The organism is Pseudomonas monteilii NBRC 103158 = DSM 14164 (assembly GCF_000730605.1).
Classification (GTDB): domain Bacteria; phylum Pseudomonadota; class Gammaproteobacteria; order Pseudomonadales; family Pseudomonadaceae; genus Aquipseudomonas; species Aquipseudomonas monteilii.
This window is the reverse complement of sequence record NZ_BBIS01000037.1, coordinates 16,515-38,301: the sequence shown is the minus strand read 5'-3', so window position 1 is coordinate 38,301 and position 21,787 is coordinate 16,515. Positions and strand designations below refer to the sequence as shown.

Sequence of the window (21,787 nt, the reverse complement as noted above, 5' to 3'; positions counted from 1 at the left end):
CTGTTCAATTTCTGCTCAATTTAACAGAGCCCGCCGTGGGCTTGGCTTACAGCACTTTATCCACAGACCTACCCACGTTTTTTGTGGACAGATTTCCCAGCGCAAAGAATGACTTATCCCATGCGCGGGTGAACGTTGAACCTCAGCTTGGCGGAATCGTGCCAAGAAGACCAATCAGAATGGTCAGTAGCAGAAAACCACCCAGGAATAGCGCCAGCTTGCCCATTGGAACCTCTACAGTTGTGATGCGGGAATGGGCATATTCTCGGCCTTGGGCTGATACGGTTACAGATTCAGCTTTGTGGAAAAAAAGCGGATCAGATGGAAACCTGCTGAAGCTTTTCTGCAGGCAGCCAGCCCAGTTCGCCATTGCCATGGCGACGGCACCAGACCCAGCCGTTGAGCGGGCGCAGCATTTGCACCCGCTGCCCGGGGTCGGCATCGAGCTCATGCGCTGAGTAATTGTCCAGTGCCCTGCCCTGACACACGCTGATTCGCTCGATCAACTGGGCCGGAACCCAGCCAGGCTCCTGACCACTGCAGGTGCACAGGTACCAGTCCTGCCAGCCTGGCTTGCCTTCGTAGCGTGGCCCGATGTTCAGCAGCGTGCCCTTGGCGAAGCGGATGGGCCGCGGATATTCACTGCGATGGGGTTCAATGACAACGTAATGCATGGGCCTCTCCTTGGCCGGGTAAACCTTCGATCGGTGCAGCAGCGGAAAAACCACCGCTGCACCGCGTTCTTATCGTTATGTGTACCCATTGAGACCTGATACACAAGCACGTTTCCAACGGGTCAATCGGACATATCGGCGATACAGCCGTCAACTTTACTGGCACACATCAAACCGCCTCACTGGCTCATGCAAAGGAGATGCCCGATGCCTGCCCGCCACTCGACATGCGGCCAGGCGGTCGTGGATGCGGACCACTTGTAACGCGCAAGCAATTGCTACACGACGTTTCGAAGGGCATGGCAAACCATTTACAGGAAATTGTCGAGAGCCTGTAGGGACGAAACCCCGTTGTGGCTAGGTATCACGCGGGGTTCAGCCAAGATTGAATGAAACGATTTGAAATGCAGCTTGTAGGATCTTTTACCGCGCAACGTAGGAGTATTCGCCTCGAAGGGATTTCCCTGTATGAAACATCAGTTTCTGCAGCAAAATCGAGCTGCTACGGTCCGATTTTCCTACAACGGCTCGGAAGCCCACAGCGTGAGAAAAGCATGGACCCGTACAATGCCTCGGCCCTGAAGCTGCAGAAGAATTTGCTGAACCTGCGCCTTGAGCGCGATCGCCTGAAAAGGGAGGGTAAGTACAACGAGGCGGACAAGTTGGCTGAACCGATCGCCAAGATAGAGGCGGCTATCCAGCAGTTACCGGATAGCTTCAAGCCCGTGACCTTGCAGTGAGCTGTACCCTTTCCTGGCCCCACAGGATTACGCTGAAGCTGAAACCAGCGCAAAACCTGTGGGAGCGGGCAAGCCCGCTCCCACAGAGACCGCGCAGGTTTTTAGAGCATCTGCACCCTCAGAACAGCTTGACCGTGTAACTCAGGATCAGCCGGTTCTCATCAATGTCCGTGCGGTAATTGGAACGCGCCATCACATTGCGCACCCGTATCCCCAATCCTGCCAACGGCCCGCTTTGCACCACATAGGCCAGGTCCAGATCACGCTCCCGATCTCGTCCTTCAAAGCCCAGCCCGGTGTCCACATCCCGCCCCTTCACATAGCGCAAGGTTGACGTCAGGCCCGGAATGCCCAAGGCGACAAAGTTATAGTCGTGCCGCACCTGCCACGACCGCTCCCCCGGCGCCGAAAACTCGTAGGTCGGCAGCGTGTTGCCCATCGGGTTGGTGTTGGCGCCCACCTGGATAAAGCCGTCATCACCGCCAATCTGCTGGTACCCCACATAGAAGGTATGCCCGCCGGTCTTGGCCGAGAACAGGCTGAACAGTGCGTGATTGTCGTAATCGCCGGCAATCTTGCGCCCGTCCTCGCGGGCATCGAAGTAGCCGGCATTCACCCCCAGCGTCCAGTCACCCAACGGCTCGGCATGCTTGAAGCTGTAGAAGCGCTGCTGGTAGATGTCTTCCAGCTGCGCCTGCCATACGCCAACACTGGTACGGTTGTCGTTGAAGGCATAGTCGGCACCCACGTAGTTGAAACGGTCGCTGGTAAAGCGTGCCAGCCGCGCCGGGTTGATCGGATCGTTGACCAGCGCGTACATCTTCTGGCTGTTGGACGAGTCACGCAAGCTGGTGGAGCGGAACTGCCCGGCATTCAGGGTCAGCCCGGCAAACTCGCGGGACTCCAGCATCGCCCCTTGGTAGGTTGGCGGCAGCAGGCGCAGGTCGCTGAACAGCAGCACAGGCAGGTTGGGCATCAACTCGCCCACCTTCAACTCGGTCTGCGACACCTTGAACTTGATCGCCGCACCCAGGCGGCTGTACTCGTCCGCCGACTTACCGCTGTCCAGGCTGGGCAACAAGCCGGACTTGGCATGCGCCGGGCTGCTGTCGAGCTTGAAGCCAAGCAGGCCGGTAACATCGACACCGACGCCCAGCGTGCCCTGGGTATAGCCGGAGCTGGCATTGAGGATGAAACCCTGCGCCCACTCCTGGGTACGCGATTGGGTGCTCGCCCCCTTGATGTCAGCGTAGTCACGGCTGAAAAAGTAATTGCGCGCCTGCAGCGTGGCACGGGCGCCTTCGATGAAACCGGCCTCTTCAGCCGAAGCCTCGGCACACAGCGCGGCGGCAATACAACCGCCGGCCAGGCGCGCAGACGAAGAAAAACGCGGTGCAGTGGAACCTTGCATGGGGCTACTCCTGGATTCGGGCAACAGCCACCCGGCGCGGTGGCCTTGAACGGCCACCGACGTGCGGGTTGCTTTGAGAGAGGGTGTGCAGGCGGGCACCCGGCCCGCCTGCTCTGCCATTGCGTGAAGCGCTGGGCCGCTAGCGGTTGACCAGCTTCGCCGGCAAGGCAATAACCAGGAAGCAGCTGAGAATCAGACAGCCGGCAAACACCCACAGCGCTGCGTGAGAAGTACCGGTCAGGTCAGTGACCAGGCCCATCAGCGAGTTGCTGACCAGGCCGGCGATATTGGCCACCGAGCAAGCCAGGGCGAAGCCGGTAGCCGCAGCCGTGCCCTTGAGGAAGGTGGCCGGCAGGCTGAAGAACACCGGCACTGCGCCAATGATGGCCGCCGAAGCGATGGCGAACAGCACCACGGTCATCACCAGGTTCTGGCTGAACAAGGTACTGCTGGCCATGGCAATCGCACCGATGATGAACGGCACGATGATGTGCCAGCGGCGCTCGCGGTGGCGGTCGGAGCTGGCCCCGATCATCAGCATGCCAGCCAGCGCGGCCAGGCTCGGGACGGCCGTGAGCAGGCCAATGTGGAAGGTATCACTGACGCCCGCATCACGAATGAAGGTTGGCATCCAGAAGCCCATGGCATAGGCGCTGAGCAGGATCGAGAAATCGATACCTCCCAGCATCCACACCTTCAGGTTGAAGAAGCCGTCGCGGAAGCTGTGCTTGCTGTCTTTGCCCTCGGCATCGTCAGCGGCCAGGTCTGCCGCCAGCTGGGCCTTGTCGTCATCCGACAGCCACTTGGCCTGCTGGAAGTGGTTGGGCAGTGCCCAGAACGTGAGGATGCCAAGCAGCACGCTGGGGATCGCCTCCAGCAGGAACAGCCACTGCCAGCCATGCAGTCCATGCACCTGGTCGAAATGGCCCATGATCCAGCCAGAAATCGGCCCGCCAATCACGCTGGACAACGGCAAGCCGATCATGAACAGGGCAATGATGCGCCCTCGCCGGTAGGTGGGGTACCACATGGTCAGGTAGTACAACACGCCCGGCAGGAAGCCAGCCTCGGCAGCCCCGAGCAGAAACCGCAGGATGTAGAACTGGGTGGTGGTGCTGACGAACATGGTGCAGGCCGACAGCAAGCCCCAGGTGATCATAATGCGGGCGATCCACAGCTTGGCGCCAACGCGCTGCAGGATCAGGTTGCTCGGCACTTCGAAAATGATGTAACCGACGAAGAACAGACCGGCACCCAAGCCGTAGGCTGCAGTGCTGAACTGCAGGTCTTCGAGCATTTGCAGCTTGGCGAAACCGACGTTGATGCGGTCGAGGTACGCAGCGAGGTAGCAGAAGCACAGGAAGGGTATTAGCCTCCAGGTGATCTTGCTGTACAGCGCTTTGGTGCCATGGTCGATGTCACTGTGGACCGTGGTTGCATTCGCAATTGGCATTTCCTGTCTCCTGGCGGGCGACTTTGTGGTTGTTTTAAGGCCAGCAGTTTTCGACGCGCCGGGCACCCCGCGCACTATACGCGGCGCGCCCTGGCAACGCCTGAAGACCCCGAGTGCTCCTGCGGGGCGACCGCCCGGACAGCAGGCGGTCATGGACGGGCTTCCGGCACCGCTCCTTGATTGTTATTGGGTAAGGGCTGCCCGGCGTTCAGCCGGCCAGGTGCCGCAGGTGTTGCATGGCGTCTTGCCGGGTGACGACATCCCCATACTTGCTGTCGATGTCGAACAGGTTGGCTTCATGCGGGTCGTTGTGGCGGTCACCTACGCACTCGCGCACCACGATGGTTCGAAAGCCGTGCTGCATGGCATCCACTGCACTGGCGCGGATGCAGCCGCTGGTGGAACAGCCGGCCAGCACCACGGTATCGATCCCTTGTGCATGCAGCAGCGGGGCCAGGCTAGTGCCGAAGAAGGCACTGGCGTACTGCTTGCTCAAAACCACCTCCCCCGCCTGCGGTGCAACGGCCTCGCAGAAGGCAGCTAGCGGGTTGCCTTCGACCATGTCCTTCATCACTGGCGCCTTGCGCACCCACACACCTCCGTCGGCAAAATGCGGCGGCTGGTAGCGAATGTTGGTGTGCACCACCAGGGTACCGCAGTCGCGGGCCAGCGCCAGCAGGCCGGCAGCCTGCTCGACCGCCGCGACAACACCCGGGGCATACAGCGGAGCGCCAGGTGTGGTGTAACCCTGCATGAAGTCGATCATCAACAGGGCTGGCTTACGGCCGAAGCCAATGCGCTGGCCCCAGACCCCCTGATAGTTGTCACGGGCGCTTTGTGTATCGCTCATGTCCGCCTCCCGGTTTCAGTAAGCGCCCGACAGCAAGGCGCCAGCACCCGGCACAATCGGCTCCAGGTCCAGCGCCTTGAGCATGGCGTAGGTGGTGGCGATGGCGGCGGTGACCACAGGTTTGCCGGTTTGCGCTTCGACCTTGGCCACGGCTGGCAGCGATTGCATCTGCACGCAGGCCGAGAGCACCACCACATCCACGCCTTCCAGGTTCATGCCGGCGACGATGCCTGGCAGGTTGGCCGGGTCGTGGCGGGCCACGGCGAGGTTGTCGGGGATTTCCAGCGCGCGCCAGTCCAGCACTTCAAAGCCTTCCTCGCGGATGTAGTTCACCACCAGTTCGGTCAGCGGCTTCATGTACGGGGCAACGATGGCAATACGCTTGGCCTTCATCACATGTAACGCTTCTACCAGCGCACCGGCACTGGTGATGACCGGCGCCAACGCATCATTGTCGGCGGTGGCCTGCTGCAGGCGTTTTTCCGATTGGCGGTGGTAGCCCAGGCCCATGGCCATGATCGCCACCAGGCAGGCGTAGCCCAGCACATCGACCTTGGCGTCGGACAGTTCCACGGCGCAGCGGTCGGACTCGGCATCCATGGCGGCCAGCTCTTCCTTCTTCACCTGCTTCATGCGCATGCGGCTGGAATGGAAGGTGAAGCGCTCGGGGCGGATGGCCTGGCGTGCATTGAGCATCGCCGGGATCTCGGTTTCCATGGTGGTGTTGGAACTCGGCACGATCTGGCCGATGCGGTATAGCTGGGTCATGTCTCGTGCTCCGTCAGACAAGGGGTTGGTCGAGGAAGTCGCCAAAGGCGGCGAAGAAGCCTTCAAGGTCATCCCAAGGGATCATGTGGCCGGCGTTGTCTACCCGTACCACCTGGATATCCGGCTTCAGCTCGCGGATTTCGGCTATGTCGCGGGGCTCGATCACCCCGCCGCGCCCCGCCACCATCAGCAGCGTCGGCTGACGCACGGCAGGCAGGTCCTGGTGGATATCCACCTCGTGGAAGTCATCGAAGGCGCGCACGATTGCCGGCTCGTAACAGGTGTGCAGCCACTCGGCGCGCAGGGCCAGTTGCTCGTCGCTCCAGGTGGCACAGAAGGCGCGCATGTCGTCGCCGCTCATGCCAACCGTGGCCTGGCGGATCGAGTCGACATACCACGGCAACTTGCTCGGGTAGGCGCGGCGCCCCGGCCCGGATACCGGCGGGTCGACCAGCACCAGCCGCTGCAACCCCGGCTCCCCTTGGGCAGCAGCACGAATGGCAAAGCGCGCCCCCATCGAGTGCCCGACCAGGTGATAGCTGCCCAGGCCCAGCGCAGCAGCAAACGCGGGGATGTCTGCGGCACAGGCGTCCGTGCCGTAATCCAGCCCAGGCCCGCTCTCCGACAACCCACGCCCACGCACATCCAGCACATAGGTATCGAAGTACTGGCCAAGGCGCTCGGCCACGAAGCCCCAGGTAACCGCCGGGCTGGTGATGCCCGGCACCAGGATCAGCGCATGCCCCTTGCCGCCGTAGCGCAGAAAATGCTGACGGATGCCATTGGCGCTGACGTTGCCGCCGGCGACGAAGGTACTCATGCCGCCTCCCCGCTTTTGAGCGGCTGCCCGTAGAGGTCGTAGCCATAGACCCAGGCCGGGTCTTCCTGGGTGTAGAGCCAGGTGTTGGCATTGGATACCGACTGCACCTGCGATGCCCGCTCCTTGCGGTTGGCCTCGTACAGGGCGAACGCGGTGCGGTGGTCGGACAGCCCGGTCTCTTGCAGGCAGCGGGTCAGCATGGCCGCATCCTCGATGGCCATGCAGGCACCCTGGGCCATGTGCGGCTTCATCGGGTGGCAGGCGTCACCCAGCATGACCAGGCGGCCACGGCTCCACAGCGGCAACGGGTTGCGGTTGCGCAGCGGCCACTTGGTGATCGATTCGGTCGCGTCGATCAGCTTCTGCACGGTGGGGTGGTAACCCTCGAAGGCGGCGCGCATTTCCTCCTGGCTGCTGTCCACATAAGCCCCCTGGAAGTCCCAGGCTTCATGCGGCACACCGGTGACGAAGTAGTACTCGTCACGCTTGCCGGTGGTGTAGTAGACCATCATGTGGCGGTCTTCGGACCACCACTTCACGCAGGGCTCGAACACATCTGCATGCTGCGCCAGGTTCACCCCGCGGATCAGTGCCCGGTGCGCGACCCAGCCGCTGTAGTTCGGCGCTTCAGCGCCCAGCAGTTCTTCGCGGATCTTCGAATGGATGCCATCGGCACCGATGACGATGTCAGCCACGGTGTGCGTGCCGTCGGCGAAGTCCAGGCGGACCAGGTCGCCTTCGTCGACAATCTTTTGCAGGCGCTTGCCGAAGTGCACGGTGCCCGGCTTGATCGCGTCGATCTGCAGCGCGTGCAGGTCGCCACGGTGAATGGTGATGTAGGCGGCGCCGTACTCGCGACGGGCAAATTCGCCCAGCGGAATGCGCGACAGGTAATCACCGGTATTGCCGTCGCGGCTGAACCAGAAGTCCGGGTGCGAGCCCATCAGCTCCAGCTTCTGCTCCAGCCCCATGCGGCGGAAGATTTTCATCACATTAGGGCCGATATGAATGCCCGCGCCAAGGCGGGTGAATTCCGGCGCCTGCTCGAACACCTCGACATCGAACCCAGCCTGTTGCAGCAACGTGGCGGCAGCTGCCCCACCCAGACCCGCACCGACGATTGCGATTTTCTGCCTACCCCGCATGGGTATCTCTCCTCTTGTTCTGATGTGTGGCCGGCGGCTCGACCGCCTGACGATTTAGAGCGTATACGCTGCAATTGAATTTTGAAAAGAGGGGCAGGCAAATATTTTTCAAACAGCTGATCGAAAAGTTCAGCCAAAGCTCTGTTACCGCAATCACTGGACTTATGTGTGAATAGGTAACGTTTTACAGATAACTTGCGCTCACCGGCGGGATGCGCTTTCATCTGCAAAAGTAGGGTGTACACACTATTAATTTGCACCGAGATGAAGCGCCAGGCACTGCCTTGGTGCAGCACCTCTTACTCATCAACGCCGCCCAGGAGAACCCCGATGCCGGTGAGCAATGCGCAACTGACCCAGATGTTCGAGCACGTACTGAAGCTGTCCCGCGTGGACGAGACGCAGAGCGTCGCCGTGCTCAAGAGCCACTACTCCGACCCGCGCACGGTCAACGCGGCGATGGAAGCTGCGCAGCGTCTGAAGGCCAAGGTGTATGCGGTGGAGCTGCCCGCGTTCAACCACCCCACGGCGATGGGCAACGACATGACCGCCTACTGCGGCGACACCGCGCTTACCGGTAACCTGGCGGCACAACGGGCACTGGAAGCGGCCGACCTGATCGTCGATACCATGATGCTGCTGCACTCGCCCGAGCAGGAGCAGATTCTCAAGACTGGCACGCGCATCCTGCTGGCCGTAGAGCCACCGGAAGTGCTGGCGCGCATGCTGCCGACCGAAGACGACAAACGCCGCGTGCTGGCTGCCGAAACCCTGCTGAAACAGGCGCGCAGCCTGCATGTGCGGTCCAAGGCCGGCAGCGACTTCCACGCCCCGCTTGGCCAGTACCCGGCCGTGACCGAATACGGCTATGCCGACGAGCCAGGGCGCTGGGACCACTGGCCCAGCGGCTTCCTGTTCACCTGGCCGAACGAGGACAGCGCCGAGGGCACACTGGTGCTGGACGTGGGCGACATCATCCTGCCGTTCAAGAACTACTGCCGCGAGCGCATCACCCTGGAGATCGAGAAAGGCTTCATCACCGGCATTCATGGCGGCTTCGAGGCCGAGTACCTGCGTGACTACATGAAGTACTTCAACGACCCCGAGGTGTACGGCATTTCGCACATCGGCTGGGGCCTGCAGCCACGCGCGCAGTGGACGGCCATGGGCCTGCACGACCGCAACGATGGCATGTGCATGGACGCCCGCGCCTTCTACGGCAACTTCCTGTTCTCCACCGGCCCCAACACCGAGGTCGGCGGCAAGCGCAAGACCCCGTGCCACCTTGACATTCCGCTGCGCAATTGCGACATCTACCTGGATGACAAGGCCGTGGTCCTGGCCGGCGACGTGGTAGCACCAGAGGAGTCGCGGGCGAGATAGGGGTTATACTGGCCGGGCGCTCCGCTATTGGCGGCCGGCCAGCCTCTTTTCACCCAGCCCAAGCCATCCTATGTCAAAAAAAACCACCCCCAGCAGCGCCCCGCTTGACAACACCCCCTACGACGTTACCGAACAGGTCGGCCACTTGCTGCGCAAGGCTTACCAGCGGCACACGGCGATCTTCCAGCAGCAGGCTTGCGACCCGCAGCTGACCTCGATCCAGTTCGTCACCCTGTGCGCCCTGCGCGACCACGGTCCCAGCTCCCAGGCCGAGCTGATCAAGGCGACTGCGGTGGACCAGGCAACCATCCGCGGCATCGTCGACCGTTTGAAGGCACGCGAATTGGTGCAGTTGTCGCCAGACCCGAGCGACCGGCGCAAGGTTATCGTCGAGCTCACCGACAATGGCGCTGCCTTGCTGGACGAAATGATCCCCTGCGCCCGGCAGATCAGCGAGCTGAGCATGGGCAGCCTGAATGCAGGTGAGCGTGTGGCTATCCTGTACCTGCTGCGCAAGATGATCGACAGCGACGAGAACGCCGGCTGACCTCAAGCTTTGGGGCTGCTACGCAGCCCCAGTCACAACTGCCCTCCCAAAAAATCATCCCTGGCCTGCTTCTTGCTCACTCATTTCATGTAGTGAGTACTTACCGAATTTCTCTCCCCGTTTGAGTCCTTCGGTAGCGCAAGCAACCTCCAGAGATGAGCCAATAATGCAAACAACCCTCTCCCTGCGGGTCAACGGCCAAGCCGTCGAAACCAGCGCCGCGCCCGACACACCGCTGCTGCTGGTCCTGCGCAACGACCTGTGCCTGAACGGCCCCAAGTACGGCTGCGGCCTGGGCGAATGCGGGGCGTGCACGGTGATCATCGACGGCGTGGCTGCACGCTCGTGTGTCATTCCCTTAGCTGGCGCCGAGGGCCGTGACATCACCACCCTCGAAGGGCTGGGCAGCAAGGCCGCGCCGCACGCAGTGCAACAGGCGTTCATCGACGAACAGGCCGCCCAGTGCGGTTACTGCATGAACGGCATGATCATGACCGTCAAGGCCTTGCTCGACCGCATCCCAAACCCCAGCGACGAACAGATCCGCAATGAACTGCGCGGCAACCTGTGCCGCTGCGGCACCCACGTCGAAATCCTGCGCGCCGTGCGCCGCGCTGCCCAGACCCGGAGCAAAGCATGAACCACTCTCAACAGGTGCCCAGCCGCGACCAGTTGCTGGCCAAGACCGGCGTGTTGCTGATCGTCGACCAGATCACCCCGCCTTCCGGCCCCGTGGCCAAGGGCGCGACGCCCGTGGTCAAGGAACGCGAACTGGCATTGTTCATCGCCGTCAGCGACGACGGTCTGGTCTACGCCTTCAACGGCCACGTCGACCTGGGCACCGGCATCCGCACCTCACTGGCACAGATCGTTGCTGAAGAGCTGGACCTGCGCATGGACCAGGTTCACATGGTTTTGGGGGACACCGAACGGGCGCCGAACCAGGGCGCAACCATTGCCAGCGCCACCTTGCAGATTTCCGCCGTGCCTTTGCGCAAGGCCGCGGCCACGGCGCGGCGCTTCTTGCTGCAACAGGCCGCGCAACGGCTTGCTTGCGCCCCCGAAGCCCTGCGCATTGAAGAAGGCGCGGTGATCGCCAGCAATGGCAGCACGCTGAGCTTTGCCGAACTGGTGCAAGGCGAAAACCACCAGCGGTACATCGCCGACGATGCGCCGCTCAAGGCCATTGAGGACTACCGCCTGGTCGGGCGCAGTGCCGCACGGGTGGACATCCCCGGCAAGGCCACTGGCGAGCTGACCTACGTGCATGACATGCGCCTGCCCGACATGCTGCACGGCCGGGTCATCCGCCCACCCTACGCCGGCCACGACAGCGGTGACTTCGTCGGCAACAGCCTGCTGGCGGTCGACGAAACTTCCATCGCCCACGTGCCCGGCGTGGTCGCGGTGGTGGTCATCCGTGACTTTGTCGGTGTGGTGGCCGAGCGCGAGGAGCAGGCCATTCGCGCCGCCCATGACCTGAAGGTCAGCTGGAAGCCCTTTACCGCCAAGCTGCCTGACCTCAGCGATGTTGCCCAGGCCATCCGCGACAACCCGCGGGTGCAGCGCACCGTGCTGGACAAGGGTGATGTCGACGGCGGCATCGCCAATGCCAGCCAACGCCTGAGCCGCAGCTACCTGTGGCCGTACCAGTTGCATGCTTCTATTGGCCCGTCGTGCGCGCTGGCCGACTTCACCGATAACCAGATCCGCGTGTGGTCCGGCACGCAAAACCCGCACCTGCTGCGCGCCGACCTGGCCTGGCTGCTGGAATGCGCCGAAGACCGCATCGAAATCATCCGCATGGAGGCTGCTGGCTGCTATGGCCGCAACTGCGCCGACGATGTGTGCGCCGATGCGGTGCTGCTGTCGCGTGCCGTGCAGCGCCCGGTGCGGGTGCAGCTGACGCGCGAGCAGGAACATGTGTGGGAGCCCAAAGGCACCGCGCAACTGATGGAGATCGACGGTGGCCTGAACGCCGATGGCAGCGTGGCCGCCTACGACTTCCAGACCAGCTACCCGTCCAACGGCGCCCCAACCCTGGCGCTGCTACTGACCGGCGCCGTGGAACCGGTGCCGGCACTGTTCGAGATGGGCGACCGTACCTCAATCCCGCCGTATGACTACGAGCACATGCGCGTCACCATCAACGACATGACGCCGCTGGTGCGCGCCTCGTGGATGCGCGGTGTATCGGCCATGCCCAACAGCTTCGCCCACGAGTCGTACATCGATGAGCTGGCCTTCGCGGCGGGTGTAGACCCGGTCGAATACCGCCTCAAGCACCTGTCCGACCCGCGCGCCATCGACCTGATCAAGGCCACCGCCGAACGCGCCGCATGGCAGCCGCATACCCAGCCCATGCAAACGCAAGCCGAAGGTGACGTACTGCGTGGCAGGGGCTTTGCTTATGCACGCTACATCCACAGCAAGTTTCCCGGCTTCGGCGCGGCCTGGGCGGCGTGGGTGGCTGATGTCGCGGTAGACCGGCGCACCGGCGAGGTCGCCGTCACCCGTGTGGTGATTGGCCACGATGCCGGGATGATGGTCAACCCGGAGGGCGTGCGACACCAGATACACGGCAACGTCATCCAGTCCACCAGCCGCGTGCTCAAGGAACAAGTCAGCTTTGAGGAGTCGACGGTAGCCAGCAAGGAATGGGGCGGCTACCCGATCCTGACCTTCCCCGAGTTGCCAGCCATTGACGTGATGATGCTGCCGCGCCAGCACGAACCGCCGATGGGCAGTGGCGAGTCGGCCTCGGTACCCAGCGCGGCCGCCATCGCCAACGCTATTTTCGACGCCACCGGCATCCGCTTTCGCGAACTGCCGATTACGGCGGAACGGGTGCGCGCAGCGCTCGGTGGCGAGGGCCAGGAGCCTGATGCCCCCACACAGGAACACCCCACAAAGAAGCGCTCGAAGTGGTGGTTCGGCTCGCTGGCCGGGGTATTTGGCGCAGCCCTGGGCATGCTCGCCACTGCCCTGCCCTGGCGCGCTGAAATCGCCCCGGTAACCCCGCCTGGTGCCGGCAGCTGGAGCGCGGCGATGCTCGAACGCGGGCGCCAGGTGGCGGCAGCCGGTGACTGCGCCGTGTGCCACACGGTCAGCGGCGGCAAGGTCAATGCGGGGGGGCTGGCGATGGAAACGCCGTTCGGGACGCTGTACAGCACCAACATCACCCCCGACCCGGAAACCGGTATTGGCCGCTGGTCATTCGCCGCCTTCGAGCGGGCCATGCGCGAAGGCATCAGCCGCGATGGCCGGCACCTCTACCCGGCCTTCCCCTACACCTCGTTTCGCAACATCAACGATGCCGACATGCAGGCGCTGTACGCCTACCTGATGTCGCAAACCCCGGTACGCCAAGCGGCGCCCGCCAACGACATGCGCTTCCCGTTCAACCAGCGGCCGCTGATGGCGGGCTGGAATGCGCTGTTTTTGCAACGCGGCGAGTACCAGCCCGACCCGCAACGCAGTGCGCAGTGGAACCGTGGCGCTTACCTGGTCGACGGACTGGGCCATTGCACGGCCTGCCACTCGCCACGCAATTTGATGGGGGCGGAGAAAGGCGGCGGCAGCTACCTTGCCGGCGGCAGGGTCGACGGCTGGGAAGCCCCGGCACTGAATGCCCTGGGCAAGTCGGCAACGCCTTGGAGCGAAGACGAACTGTTCACCTACCTGAGCACCGGTTTTTCCGAAAAGCACGGTGTGGCGGCAGGCCCGATGGGGCCAGTGGTCAGCGAGCTGGCCACATTGCCCAAAAGCGATGTACGCGCCATCGCCCATTACCTCAGCTCGCTCGACGGCGAGCCTGCGACGCTTGCAGCCAACGCTGCGCCGCAAGCGGATATCCAGGTGTCGCTGAGCAACGGTGAGCGGGTATTCAAGGGCGCGTGCCTGGCCTGCCACAGCGATGGCCTGGGGCCGAAGCTGTTGGGTGTCAGCCCGTCGATGGCGGTGAACAGCAACGTCCACAGCGACCTGCCGGACAACCTGCTGCGCGTGGTACTGCACGGCATACCCACCCCGGCAACCCGAGACCTTGGCTACATGCCCGGCTTCAAGGACAGCCTGTCGGACCGCCAGGTCGCCGACCTGGCGGCCTACCTGCGCCAGCGCTTCGCCGCCGACAAACCGGCCTGGCAAGGGCTGGCAGCCAAGGCCGCGCACATACGCGCCAACCCTGGCAGCCACTGAGGGTCAGCGGCGCAACCCGCGCAGGGCCAGGTCGCTGATGAAGGCCAGCCAATCGGCCTTGGCCTGCTGGTCGGCCAGGTCCACGGCCAGGAACGAGCTGAGGGTATGGCGGTTGGAATTATAGAAATAGCAGAGCGAGGCAATCATCAGGTAGGCGTGGGTGATGTCGATGTCGTTGCGGAACAGGCCCTTGGCCTGGCCCGCCTCGATGATCGGCCGCAGCACGCCGACCGCCTCGCCAGACAATGCCTTGAGGTTTTGCGACTTGCGCGCGTGCTGGCCCTGGTGAAGGTTCTCGGTGGCAAGAATGGTGACGAATTCGGGGTGGCGCACGTAGTAGTCCCAGATGAACGCCACCAGCTCACGCAGGGCTTTTTCCGGGTCGTCGAGGTCGATGCGCAGCTTGGCTTCGGCCTGGTTGAAGCTGGCGTAGATGTGCTCCAGTACACTGATGAACAGCTTCTCCTTGTTGCCGAAGTAGTAATAGATCATCCGGTCGTTGGACTTGGCCAGCGTGGAGATCTGCTCGATACGCCCACCGGTGAAGCCTTCCTTGCTGAAGACCTTCACCGCGGCCTTGAGGATGTTGTCCCGGGTGCGGTCGGCCTGTTGGGCGCGTACACCGGTTTTGCGAGTTTGCATGTCGGTCCCTGTGGGGCTGGCCAGATACCCAACACTGCCACAGACGTTGGGCCATTGCGCGGCTTTTTCGGCTGTGCTGAGACGATATGAGCGAGGTAGCGGAGCATGCAGCATCTCGACCTGCAGGTGATCGACAAAGCCCTGCAATGGGCCAGGGCCGGGGACACGGTGTGGCTGTGCACGGTGTTGTCCACTTATGGCTCGGCCCCTCGCTCGCCTGGGGCGATGCTGGCTTGCCGCAGCGCGCAGGATTGGGTCGGTTCATTGTCTGGCGGCTGTGTCGAAGAGGAATTTCTCGGCAACCTGGCGCAAGGTGCATTTACCCAGCAGGCACAGGTGGTGCGCTATGGCGATGGCCAGGAGCAGAGCCGGCGCTTGCGCCTGCCTTGCGGTGGCGTATTGGTGGTGCTGGTGGAGCGGCGACAGGCGGACGGCGCATGGCTGGAACACCTGCAATCGCTGCAAGGGGCGCTGTTGGGCCAGCAGCGGGTGACGCGCAAGGTCAGTTTGCCGGCAGGTGATTTCAGCTTGCATGGCGACAACAGCGTGGCCGTGCGCATGGACGAAAGCGCCGTGCATATCGGCATCGGCCCCGCGCTGCGGCTGGTGCTGGCCGGGCTGTCGCCCGTCGCCGAAGCCTGCGCCGACATTGCCCGCACGCTGGGCTGCGAAGTCATCGCCTGCGACCCGCGTGAGGAGATGGCGCATGTCGAGATAGAGGGCGCACAGATGCACCGGGTGCTGCCCTCACTGTTTATCGCGGCGGGTGGTTGCCATGCGGCTACAGCAGTGGTCGCATTGACCCATGATCCGAAAATCGATGATCTGGCGTTGATGGAAGCGGTGCATACCCCGGCGTTCTACATCGGCGCAATGGGCTCGTCGGCCACTTCGGCCAAGCGCGCCGAGCGATTACAGCGGATAGGCGGGTTGACCGCCAAACAGATAGAGCGACTGCACATGCCAATCGGGCTGGACCTGGGCAGCAAGTCGCCAGCGGAGATCGCGCTGGCGGTGATGGCGGATGTGCTGAGGGTGTACCGGGGCAAGGCGCGGGATGCGCTGTGAGCGGCACTAAACGAGATGGGTAGACTCGCATATGCACGCCAGCATAGGCGTAACTGTTTACGCAATCACTGCATAGAATGAACCTGTTGTATCTTTGATCACTCTTAAAAATCCTTATCCCTCTGGTGAGCGCGTGTCAGGCAGTTCATCAGATGCAGCCGCATGGCAGCACGGGCAGCACCGGCATCCTTGCGGGTGATCGCGGCATGCACTTGCTCGCGCTCCCGCGCTTCCAGTGCCCGCTGCTCGGCATCACCCCCTGATACTGCTGGCTGGGCCGCGGCCAGCAAGGTATGCCCAAGGTGGGTCATGGTGTCGATGAAAAAGCTGTTGCCCGTGCATTGGGCTATCTGCAAGTGAAACTCGAAGTCGGTACGCATGCAGGGCACAGACTGCGTATCGACGGCCCCATCGAGCGCCGCCCGCATGGCAGCCAGTTGCTCCGGGGTTGCACGCTGGGCAGCAATGGCGGCCGCCTCGACCTCAAGGCAAAGCCGCAACTCGATGATCGCCACCGCGTTGTATGCACCGCCCATTCCGGGGCTGGCACTCTGGAAGTCACCTGCCGGGATGGCGTCTACCACGAAGGTGCCGATACCACGGCGGGTTTCTACCAGGCCTTCGGCCTGCAACCGTGACATGGCTTCGCGCACCACGGTACGGCTTACGCCCCGCGCTTTGGTCACGGCTTCTTCGGTGGGCAATTTGCTACCCGCCGGCAATTCACCCGAGAGAATCTGCTGCGACAGGTCATGCACCAGTTGCTGTGCGAGATTCAGGCGTTTTTCCGGGGGGGCAGAAGCCATTGGGCGAACCTTTGCAATACGGAAGAGCCCGGAGTATACCCGCTGCCCGGGGCCAAAACGCACTATACTGGCCGCTGCCCACACAAGAGCACAGCAATGCCGGACCCTACCACCAGCCCCACCCAACCGCCCCGCCGCCTGGCCGAAGCGCTGGTCGAACGCTTTGCCCAACGCATGCGCGAGGGCACACTCAAGCGTGGTGACAAGCTGCCGACCGAAGCGACGCTGATCGAAACCGAAGGTGTCAGCCGCTCGGTAGTACGCGAAGCGTTGTCGCGCATGCAGGCAGCGGGCCTGGTCGAGACCCGCCACGGTGTAGGCACCTTCGTGCTGGACATGCCGGCACCGGAGAGCTTCAACGTGGGGCCGGCAACCATCAGCCTGCTGTCCGATGTGCTCGACCTGCTGGAATACCGCCTCAGCCTTGAAGTGCAAGCCGCCGGCATGGCCGCCGAACGGGCCACGCCGCAAGCGCTCGAAGAATTGCAGCAAGCATTGGAGGCGCTGATGCAAGGCCCGGAAAAGTCCGGCAGCACGACCAACGCCGATTTCCAGTTCCACCTGAAAATCGCCAAGGCCGCAGGCAACCAGTACCTGATCGACATCATGAAGCATCTGGGCACCAAGATGATCCCCCGCACGCGCATGAACTCTGCCTACACCGGGCAGAGCAACCGCAGCACCTACCTGGCCGGCATCAACGCCGAACATCAGCAGATCTACGACGCCATCGCCAGCCGCCAGGTCGACGCGGCGCGCGCCGCCATGTACCTGCACCTGAGCAACAGCCGTATGCGCCTGCGGGAGGCGCAACGGTTACAGGCATTCTACAGCGAGGCCTGAGGCTACGGTGCGGGCTCCACGTCCGTGTAGGCAAGCCCTTGGCTGCCCTGTACCTGCCAAGGGTTGGCGCCACCGGTATCGGTGAAGCGCAGCCCGTCGAAGCGCGAATCTTTCAGGCCATCGATCTTCACCGGGGCCGGCCCACTGAAGCGCACCCGCTCGAACACCAACCCCTGGTGCCAGGCGCCATGACCGCTATCGCCTTTCACCTCGATGGCGGCGGTGCGGGCGTTTTCCACGCTCACGTCACTGACCATGATATCCCGGAACTGCCCCGCCACCGTCGAACGTTTGTAATCGAGCTTGGCATTCGGGTCGTTGTAATCCAGGGTGAAGATGAAGGCCTGTTTCGCTGTGTTGCGGATGGCCGAATCACGGAAGGTAACGTGACGCGCACCACCGCCCATGAAGTTGGTGCTTTTCATGCGCAGCCCGGCATCGGTACCATCCGAGACGTTGTCCTCTGCCAGGATGTTCTGAATCCACGCGCCGGTATGGCTGCCCGCCACGACCATGCCATGGCCTTTGCGGAAATAGTTGTTGAAGATCCAGGCATCCTCCTGCGCCTTCTGGTGGACCGCATCCGCCCCGGTACCGGCGGCAAAGTTGACGCAGTCGTCACCGGTGTCGAAGAAGTTGTTGAATACCAGCGCGCCACGACTGTTGGCAAACTCGATACCGTCGCCGTTGTTGGCGTCGTAAGTACGGTGCGTGGTGTTGGCCAGCACCACATTCTGCGTTTCCAGGTTCATGATGCCGTGATAGGCCGGGTTCACCACCGTGAAGCCGCCATAGAACACGTTTGTCACATTGCGCAGGGTGATCAGCGACGAGCGCATCTGCCCGTAGGCATCCTTGACGTTCATGCCCTCGGCCACCGCCCGCGCCACCTGCGCCTTGGCCAGCACGCCGTCGTGCATATAGCGGGTGTTGTCGCTGGGCAGGTAGAAGGGCAAGGCTCGCCCGCGCTCGTCGACCACGTCCGGGTTACGCTTCCAGCCATTGCCGTCGATGGTGCCCTTGCCGACGATGCGGATGTTCTCGAAGGCCTGGTGCGCATGCGGGTCGCGCGGCAAGGCATTGATCAGCGAAGCCGGGCGCACGGTGGTGGAATACGGGTACTGGATATAGCCCTGGCGCGGGTAGTCCTCGGCACGTTCGGAACCCAACAGGGTAGCGCCCTCGGCGATTTCCAAGGTCATGTCGCTCTTGAGGTAGAGCGCCCCGCTCTTGTACGTGCCGGCAGGCAGCAACACCTTGCAGCCCTTGCTGCACGCATCGATGGCGCGCTGAATGGCAGCCGTGTCGAGCGCCTTGCCATCGCCCTTGGCGCCGTAGCGCTGCACGTTGAACAGTGCCGGTACGTCGGTGGTTCGCTGCACCACCACGGGGCTGTCAGCAGACTCTTTGCCATGGCGATCGACCGAGCGCACGGTGAAGCGGTACTCGGTATCGGGTGCAAGCCCCTGGGCGGTGAAGCTGTGAATGGCGATGCGGTGGTGGAAGTTGTGCAGGTCCTGCTCGTAGAACCGGTCAATGTAGGGTTTGGCCGGTGACACTTGATCGTTGTTGGCGTTGCTGGCCCCCAGCAATCTGCCATTGGCATACACGTGGTAGTCGACGATTTCGGCATGGCTGGCGGGCTTTTCCCACACCAGGATGATCTGCCGGTCGTCGTAGGCCAGCGTCGGCACCTGGACCTTTGCAGGGGCCTCTACGGCCCACAGTGGCAAGCTGCTGCCCATGGCCAGGGCAGCCACGGCAGCACGCACCCGCCAAACGGGCGCAGGGTTGGCATTCGGCATGTTCTTGTCTTCCTTGTAATTGCCGGGTTCAGGCCGACATGGCCGGGGCGGCGTCGGCGCTGAAGTCGCGGCTGGCTTGCACCAGCATTCGGGTGTAATCGTGGGTGGCCTGGTCCTGGCTCAGTGCCTGACAGTCCAGTTGCTCGACGATACGCCCCTGCTGCATCACAGCGACCTTGTCGCACAGGTGGCTGACCACGCCCAGGTCGTGAGTCACCATCAGGTAGGTGAGCTTCTCGCGCTGACGCAGGTCCGACAGCAGGTTGAGGATCTCTGCCTGCACCGACACATCGAGGGCCGACGTGGGCTCATCGAGCAACAGCACCCTGGGCTCAAGGATCAACGCCCGGGCGATAGCCACCCGCTGACGCTGGCCGCCAGACAACTGGTGCGGGTAGCGGTAACGGTAGCTGTCGTTGAGGCCTACCTTGATGAGGATGTCGTTGATGCGATCGTTGCGCTCATCCATGCCGTGGATCACCAACGGCTCGCGCAGTGCAGTGTCGATGGTATGGCGCGGGTGCAGCGAGCCATAGGGGTCCTGGAACACCATCTGCACCTTGCGAAAGTGCTCCTTGGGAAGCTTGTGCTGCAACGGTACACCGTCGATGCTCAGGGCCCCGCTCCAGTGCCGGTACTGGCCGGCCAGGCAGCGCAGCACCGTGGTCTTGCCAGAGCCGGACTCCCCTACCAGGCCAAATGACTCGCCATCTTCGACACTCAGGTCGACATTGTGCAGCACCTGGTTGAGCGCGGCGCCAACGCCAAAGCTCAGGTTCAACGCGTGTGCTTGGATCATGGACATGGTCAGTTACCTCAGCAGGAGAGCCACAGCGGGTCGCGTTGCAACACAGGCAAACGCGGGCGGCGGTTGTCCATGCTTGGCAAGGCGGCCAGCAGGCCTCGGGTGTAGGGGTGTTCGGCACGGTGCAGGTCACTGGCCGCCAGCGACTCCACCACGCGCCCGGCATACATCACCAGCACCCGGTCACAGTAATTGCGCACCAGGTTCAGGTCGTGGCTGACGAAAATCAGCCCCATCTGCTGCTCTACCACCAGCTCTTCGAGCACGTTGAGCACCTGCTGGCGTACCGACACATCCAGCGCCGAGGTCGGTTCGTCGGCAATGATCACTTCCGGGTTGGTGATGACCATCATCGCGATCATGATGCGCTGGCCCATGCCGCCGCTCACCTCATGCGGATAAAGGTTGTAGACGCGCTTCGGGTCACGGATATGCACCTTGTCGAGCATCTGCAGCACCCGTTCACGGGCCTCGCTGCGGCTGGCCCTGTGGTGTGCCAGGTAGGCCTCGGCAATCTGGTCGCCAACGCGCACCACCGGATTGAGCGAGTACTTGGGGTCTTGCATGATCATCGAAATACGCTGGCCGCGGATTTTCTGCATGGCCTTTTCGCTGGCACTGAGCAGGTCGACATCGCCGAACTGCAGGGCTTTTGCGGTGATCTGCGCGCTGCCAGGGTGCAGCTTGAGCAAGCTGCGGCCAACCGTGGACTTGCCCGAGCCGGACTCACCGACGATGGCGAGCTTTTCCCGGCCCAGGGTGAACGACACGTCACGCACCGCGTGCATCACTTTCTTGCCGTTGACGAAGCGCACATTGAGCGATTCGACATTGAGTTTGAGCGCTGACATAAAGCCTCCGGTTATTCGCTACGCGGGTCGAGAATGTCCCGCAGGCCATCGCCCAGCAGGTTGAACGCCAGGCTCACCAGCATGATTGCCGCACCGGGTACCGCTACCAGCCACCAGCATTCGAGCATGTAGCGCCGCCCCGTGGAGATCATCGCCCCCCACTCCGGCAACGGCGCCTGCGCACCCAGGCCGAGGAAGCCCAGCGCCGCCGCCGTGAGGATAATGCCGGCCATGTTCATGGTCAGGCGGATGATCACCGACGACAGGCACATCGGCACGATGTGGCGCAGGATGATGCGGGTCGACGACGCGCCCTGCAGCTCGACGGCCACCACGAAGTCGGCCTTGCGCAGCGACAGGGTTTCGGCGCGGGCCAGCCGTGCGATCGGTGGCCAGGAGGTTAACGCGATAGCCACCACCGCATGCTCAAGGCCAGGGCCCAGTGCAGCGATGAAGGCCAGCGCCAGCACCAGGCTGGGGAACGAAATGAAAATGTCGGTGACGCGCATGAACACGGTATCGACAATGCCGCCGAAATAGCCCGACACCGTGCCGATGAACAGCCCGATGGGGCCGACGATGATCGTCACCAGGGCGATGATGTAGAGGGTGATGCGGGCACCGTAGACCAGCCGACTGAAGATGTCCCGTCCGTATTCGTCGGTGCCGAACCAGTGCGCGGCGCTGGGTGCCTGCAAGGCGTTGGCCAGGTTCTGGATGACCGGGTCGTGGGTGGCGATCCACGGCGCGAACGCCGCCACCACGACCAGCAGCAAGGCCACCAGCAGGCCTGCCAGGGTCATCGGGTTGCGCACCAGCAGGCGCAGCACCCGAAGGCTGCTTTTGCCAAGGGCCTCAAGGCTGGACGCGGGGGCGTCGGCCTGCCGCTTGGCGGTGGTTTCGGTAGAAGAGATGTTGGCAATCATCGGCATGTTCTCGATGTGGAATCATGGCCACTCGGGGTACCCACAGGTGC

The 21,787-nt window shown here is 63.0% G+C and carries 20 protein-coding genes; 7 read left to right on the top strand and 13 right to left on the bottom strand.

Features of this window, described 5'->3' with window-relative positions; all coding sequences use genetic code 11:
- Window positions 1-317: 317 nt before the first annotated feature.
- Window positions 318-674 carry an SH3 domain-containing protein gene (locus PM2_RS18880; RefSeq protein ID WP_016711451.1) on the bottom strand — a complete coding sequence of 119 codons (357 nt, stop codon included), beginning with the start codon at window positions 672-674 and terminating at the stop codon, window positions 318-320.
- A gap of 554 nt (window positions 675-1,228) precedes the next feature.
- On the opposite strand from PM2_RS18880, the gene PM2_RS18875 reads away from it, so the two are divergent.
- The gene (locus PM2_RS18875) at window positions 1,229-1,414 is read left to right on the top strand and encodes a hypothetical protein (protein ID WP_016711452.1); all 186 of its coding nucleotides are present in this window, start codon (window positions 1,229-1,231) and stop codon (window positions 1,412-1,414) included.
- 118 nt (window positions 1,415-1,532) lie between these two features.
- Here the strand turns inward: PM2_RS18875 and PM2_RS18870 are convergent, their stop codons facing one another.
- The 6 genes from PM2_RS18870 to nicC form a co-directional block, all read right to left on the bottom strand.
- The gene (locus PM2_RS18870; RefSeq protein ID WP_019096761.1) at window positions 1,533-2,825 is read right to left on the bottom strand and encodes an OprD family porin; all 1,293 of its coding nucleotides are present in this window, start codon (window positions 2,823-2,825) and stop codon (window positions 1,533-1,535) included.
- A gap of 139 nt (window positions 2,826-2,964) precedes the next feature.
- Window positions 2,965-4,278, bottom strand: a complete 1,314-nt coding sequence (locus tag PM2_RS18865) for an MFS transporter (protein ID WP_016711454.1) — start codon at window positions 4,276-4,278, stop codon at window positions 2,965-2,967.
- 208 nt (window positions 4,279-4,486) lie between these two features.
- Window positions 4,487-5,128 carry an N-carbamoylsarcosine amidohydrolase gene (locus PM2_RS18860; protein WP_016711455.1) on the bottom strand — a complete coding sequence of 214 codons (642 nt, stop codon included), beginning with the start codon at window positions 5,126-5,128 and terminating at the stop codon, window positions 4,487-4,489.
- Between the two features lie 15 nt (window positions 5,129-5,143).
- Entirely contained in the window at window positions 5,144-5,896 is a 753-nt protein-coding gene (locus tag PM2_RS18855; RefSeq protein ID WP_016711456.1) for a maleate cis-trans isomerase family protein, read from the bottom strand.
- Between the two features lie 13 nt (window positions 5,897-5,909).
- The gene (gene nicD, locus PM2_RS18850; protein WP_028699470.1) at window positions 5,910-6,716 is read right to left on the bottom strand and encodes an N-formylmaleamate deformylase; all 807 of its coding nucleotides are present in this window, start codon (window positions 6,714-6,716) and stop codon (window positions 5,910-5,912) included.
- Window positions 6,713-7,861 carry a 6-hydroxynicotinate 3-monooxygenase gene (gene nicC / locus PM2_RS18845; RefSeq protein WP_028699471.1) on the bottom strand — a complete coding sequence of 383 codons (1,149 nt, stop codon included), beginning with the start codon at window positions 7,859-7,861 and terminating at the stop codon, window positions 6,713-6,715. The genes nicD and nicC overlap by 4 nt, the downstream gene beginning before the upstream one ends.
- A 330-nt stretch (window positions 7,862-8,191) precedes the next feature.
- Between nicC and PM2_RS18840 the strand changes: the two genes are divergently transcribed.
- The 4 genes from PM2_RS18840 to PM2_RS18825 all read left to right on the top strand — a co-directional run bounded on the left by PM2_RS18840 (window position 8,192) and on the right by PM2_RS18825 (window position 13,991).
- Window positions 8,192-9,244, top strand: coding sequence for a 2,5-dihydroxypyridine 5,6-dioxygenase (locus PM2_RS18840; protein ID WP_028699472.1), 1,053 nt, complete (start codon window positions 8,192-8,194; stop codon window positions 9,242-9,244).
- Window positions 9,245-9,314: 70 nt separating this feature from the next.
- A complete protein-coding gene (locus tag PM2_RS18835) occupies window positions 9,315-9,791 on the top strand; it encodes a MarR family winged helix-turn-helix transcriptional regulator (RefSeq protein WP_028699473.1) in 477 nt (158 codons plus the stop codon).
- Between the two features lie 166 nt (window positions 9,792-9,957).
- Window positions 9,958-10,431, top strand: a complete 474-nt coding sequence (locus PM2_RS18830; protein ID WP_016711461.1) for a (2Fe-2S)-binding protein — start codon at window positions 9,958-9,960, stop codon at window positions 10,429-10,431.
- Entirely contained in the window at window positions 10,428-13,991 is a 3,564-nt protein-coding gene (locus tag PM2_RS18825) for a molybdopterin cofactor-binding domain-containing protein (protein WP_028699474.1), read from the top strand. The genes PM2_RS18830 and PM2_RS18825 overlap by 4 nt, the downstream gene beginning before the upstream one ends.
- Before the next feature lie 3 nt (window positions 13,992-13,994).
- Here PM2_RS18825 and PM2_RS18820 read toward each other — a convergent pair whose 3' ends face one another.
- Entirely contained in the window at window positions 13,995-14,633 is a 639-nt protein-coding gene (locus PM2_RS18820; protein ID WP_019096753.1) for a TetR/AcrR family transcriptional regulator, read from the bottom strand.
- A 105-nt stretch (window positions 14,634-14,738) separates the two neighbouring features.
- On the opposite strand from PM2_RS18820, the gene PM2_RS18815 reads away from it, so the two are divergent.
- Window positions 14,739-15,701, top strand: a complete 963-nt coding sequence (locus PM2_RS18815) for an XdhC family protein (RefSeq protein ID WP_028699475.1) — start codon at window positions 14,739-14,741, stop codon at window positions 15,699-15,701.
- 104 nt (window positions 15,702-15,805) lie between these two features.
- Here the strand turns inward: PM2_RS18815 and PM2_RS18810 are convergent, their stop codons facing one another.
- Entirely contained in the window at window positions 15,806-16,507 is a 702-nt protein-coding gene (locus tag PM2_RS18810; RefSeq protein ID WP_016711465.1) for a FadR/GntR family transcriptional regulator, read from the bottom strand.
- A 96-nt stretch (window positions 16,508-16,603) separates the two neighbouring features.
- Between PM2_RS18810 and PM2_RS18805 the strand changes: the two genes are divergently transcribed.
- Window positions 16,604-17,350, top strand: coding sequence for a FadR/GntR family transcriptional regulator (locus PM2_RS18805; RefSeq protein WP_016711466.1), 747 nt, complete (start codon window positions 16,604-16,606; stop codon window positions 17,348-17,350).
- A gap of 2 nt (window positions 17,351-17,352) precedes the next feature.
- Here the strand turns inward: PM2_RS18805 and PM2_RS18800 are convergent, their stop codons facing one another.
- Genes PM2_RS18800 through PM2_RS18785 form a run of 4 tightly spaced genes read right to left on the bottom strand, consistent with a single transcriptional unit; the run spans window position 17,353 to window position 21,737 of the window.
- On the bottom strand, window positions 17,353-19,155 hold the full coding sequence (locus PM2_RS18800) for a glycosyl hydrolase family 28 protein (RefSeq protein WP_028699476.1): 1,803 nt from the start codon (window positions 19,153-19,155) through the stop codon (window positions 17,353-17,355).
- Between the two features lie 28 nt (window positions 19,156-19,183).
- Window positions 19,184-19,960 carry an ABC transporter ATP-binding protein gene (locus PM2_RS18795; RefSeq protein ID WP_028699477.1) on the bottom strand — a complete coding sequence of 259 codons (777 nt, stop codon included), beginning with the start codon at window positions 19,958-19,960 and terminating at the stop codon, window positions 19,184-19,186.
- A gap of 11 nt (window positions 19,961-19,971) precedes the next feature.
- Window positions 19,972-20,811, bottom strand: a complete 840-nt coding sequence (locus PM2_RS18790; RefSeq protein WP_028699478.1) for an ABC transporter ATP-binding protein — start codon at window positions 20,809-20,811, stop codon at window positions 19,972-19,974.
- 11 nt (window positions 20,812-20,822) lie between these two features.
- On the bottom strand, window positions 20,823-21,737 hold the full coding sequence (locus PM2_RS18785) for an ABC transporter permease (protein WP_016711468.1): 915 nt from the start codon (window positions 21,735-21,737) through the stop codon (window positions 20,823-20,825).
- Window positions 21,738-21,787 lie beyond the last annotated feature (50 nt).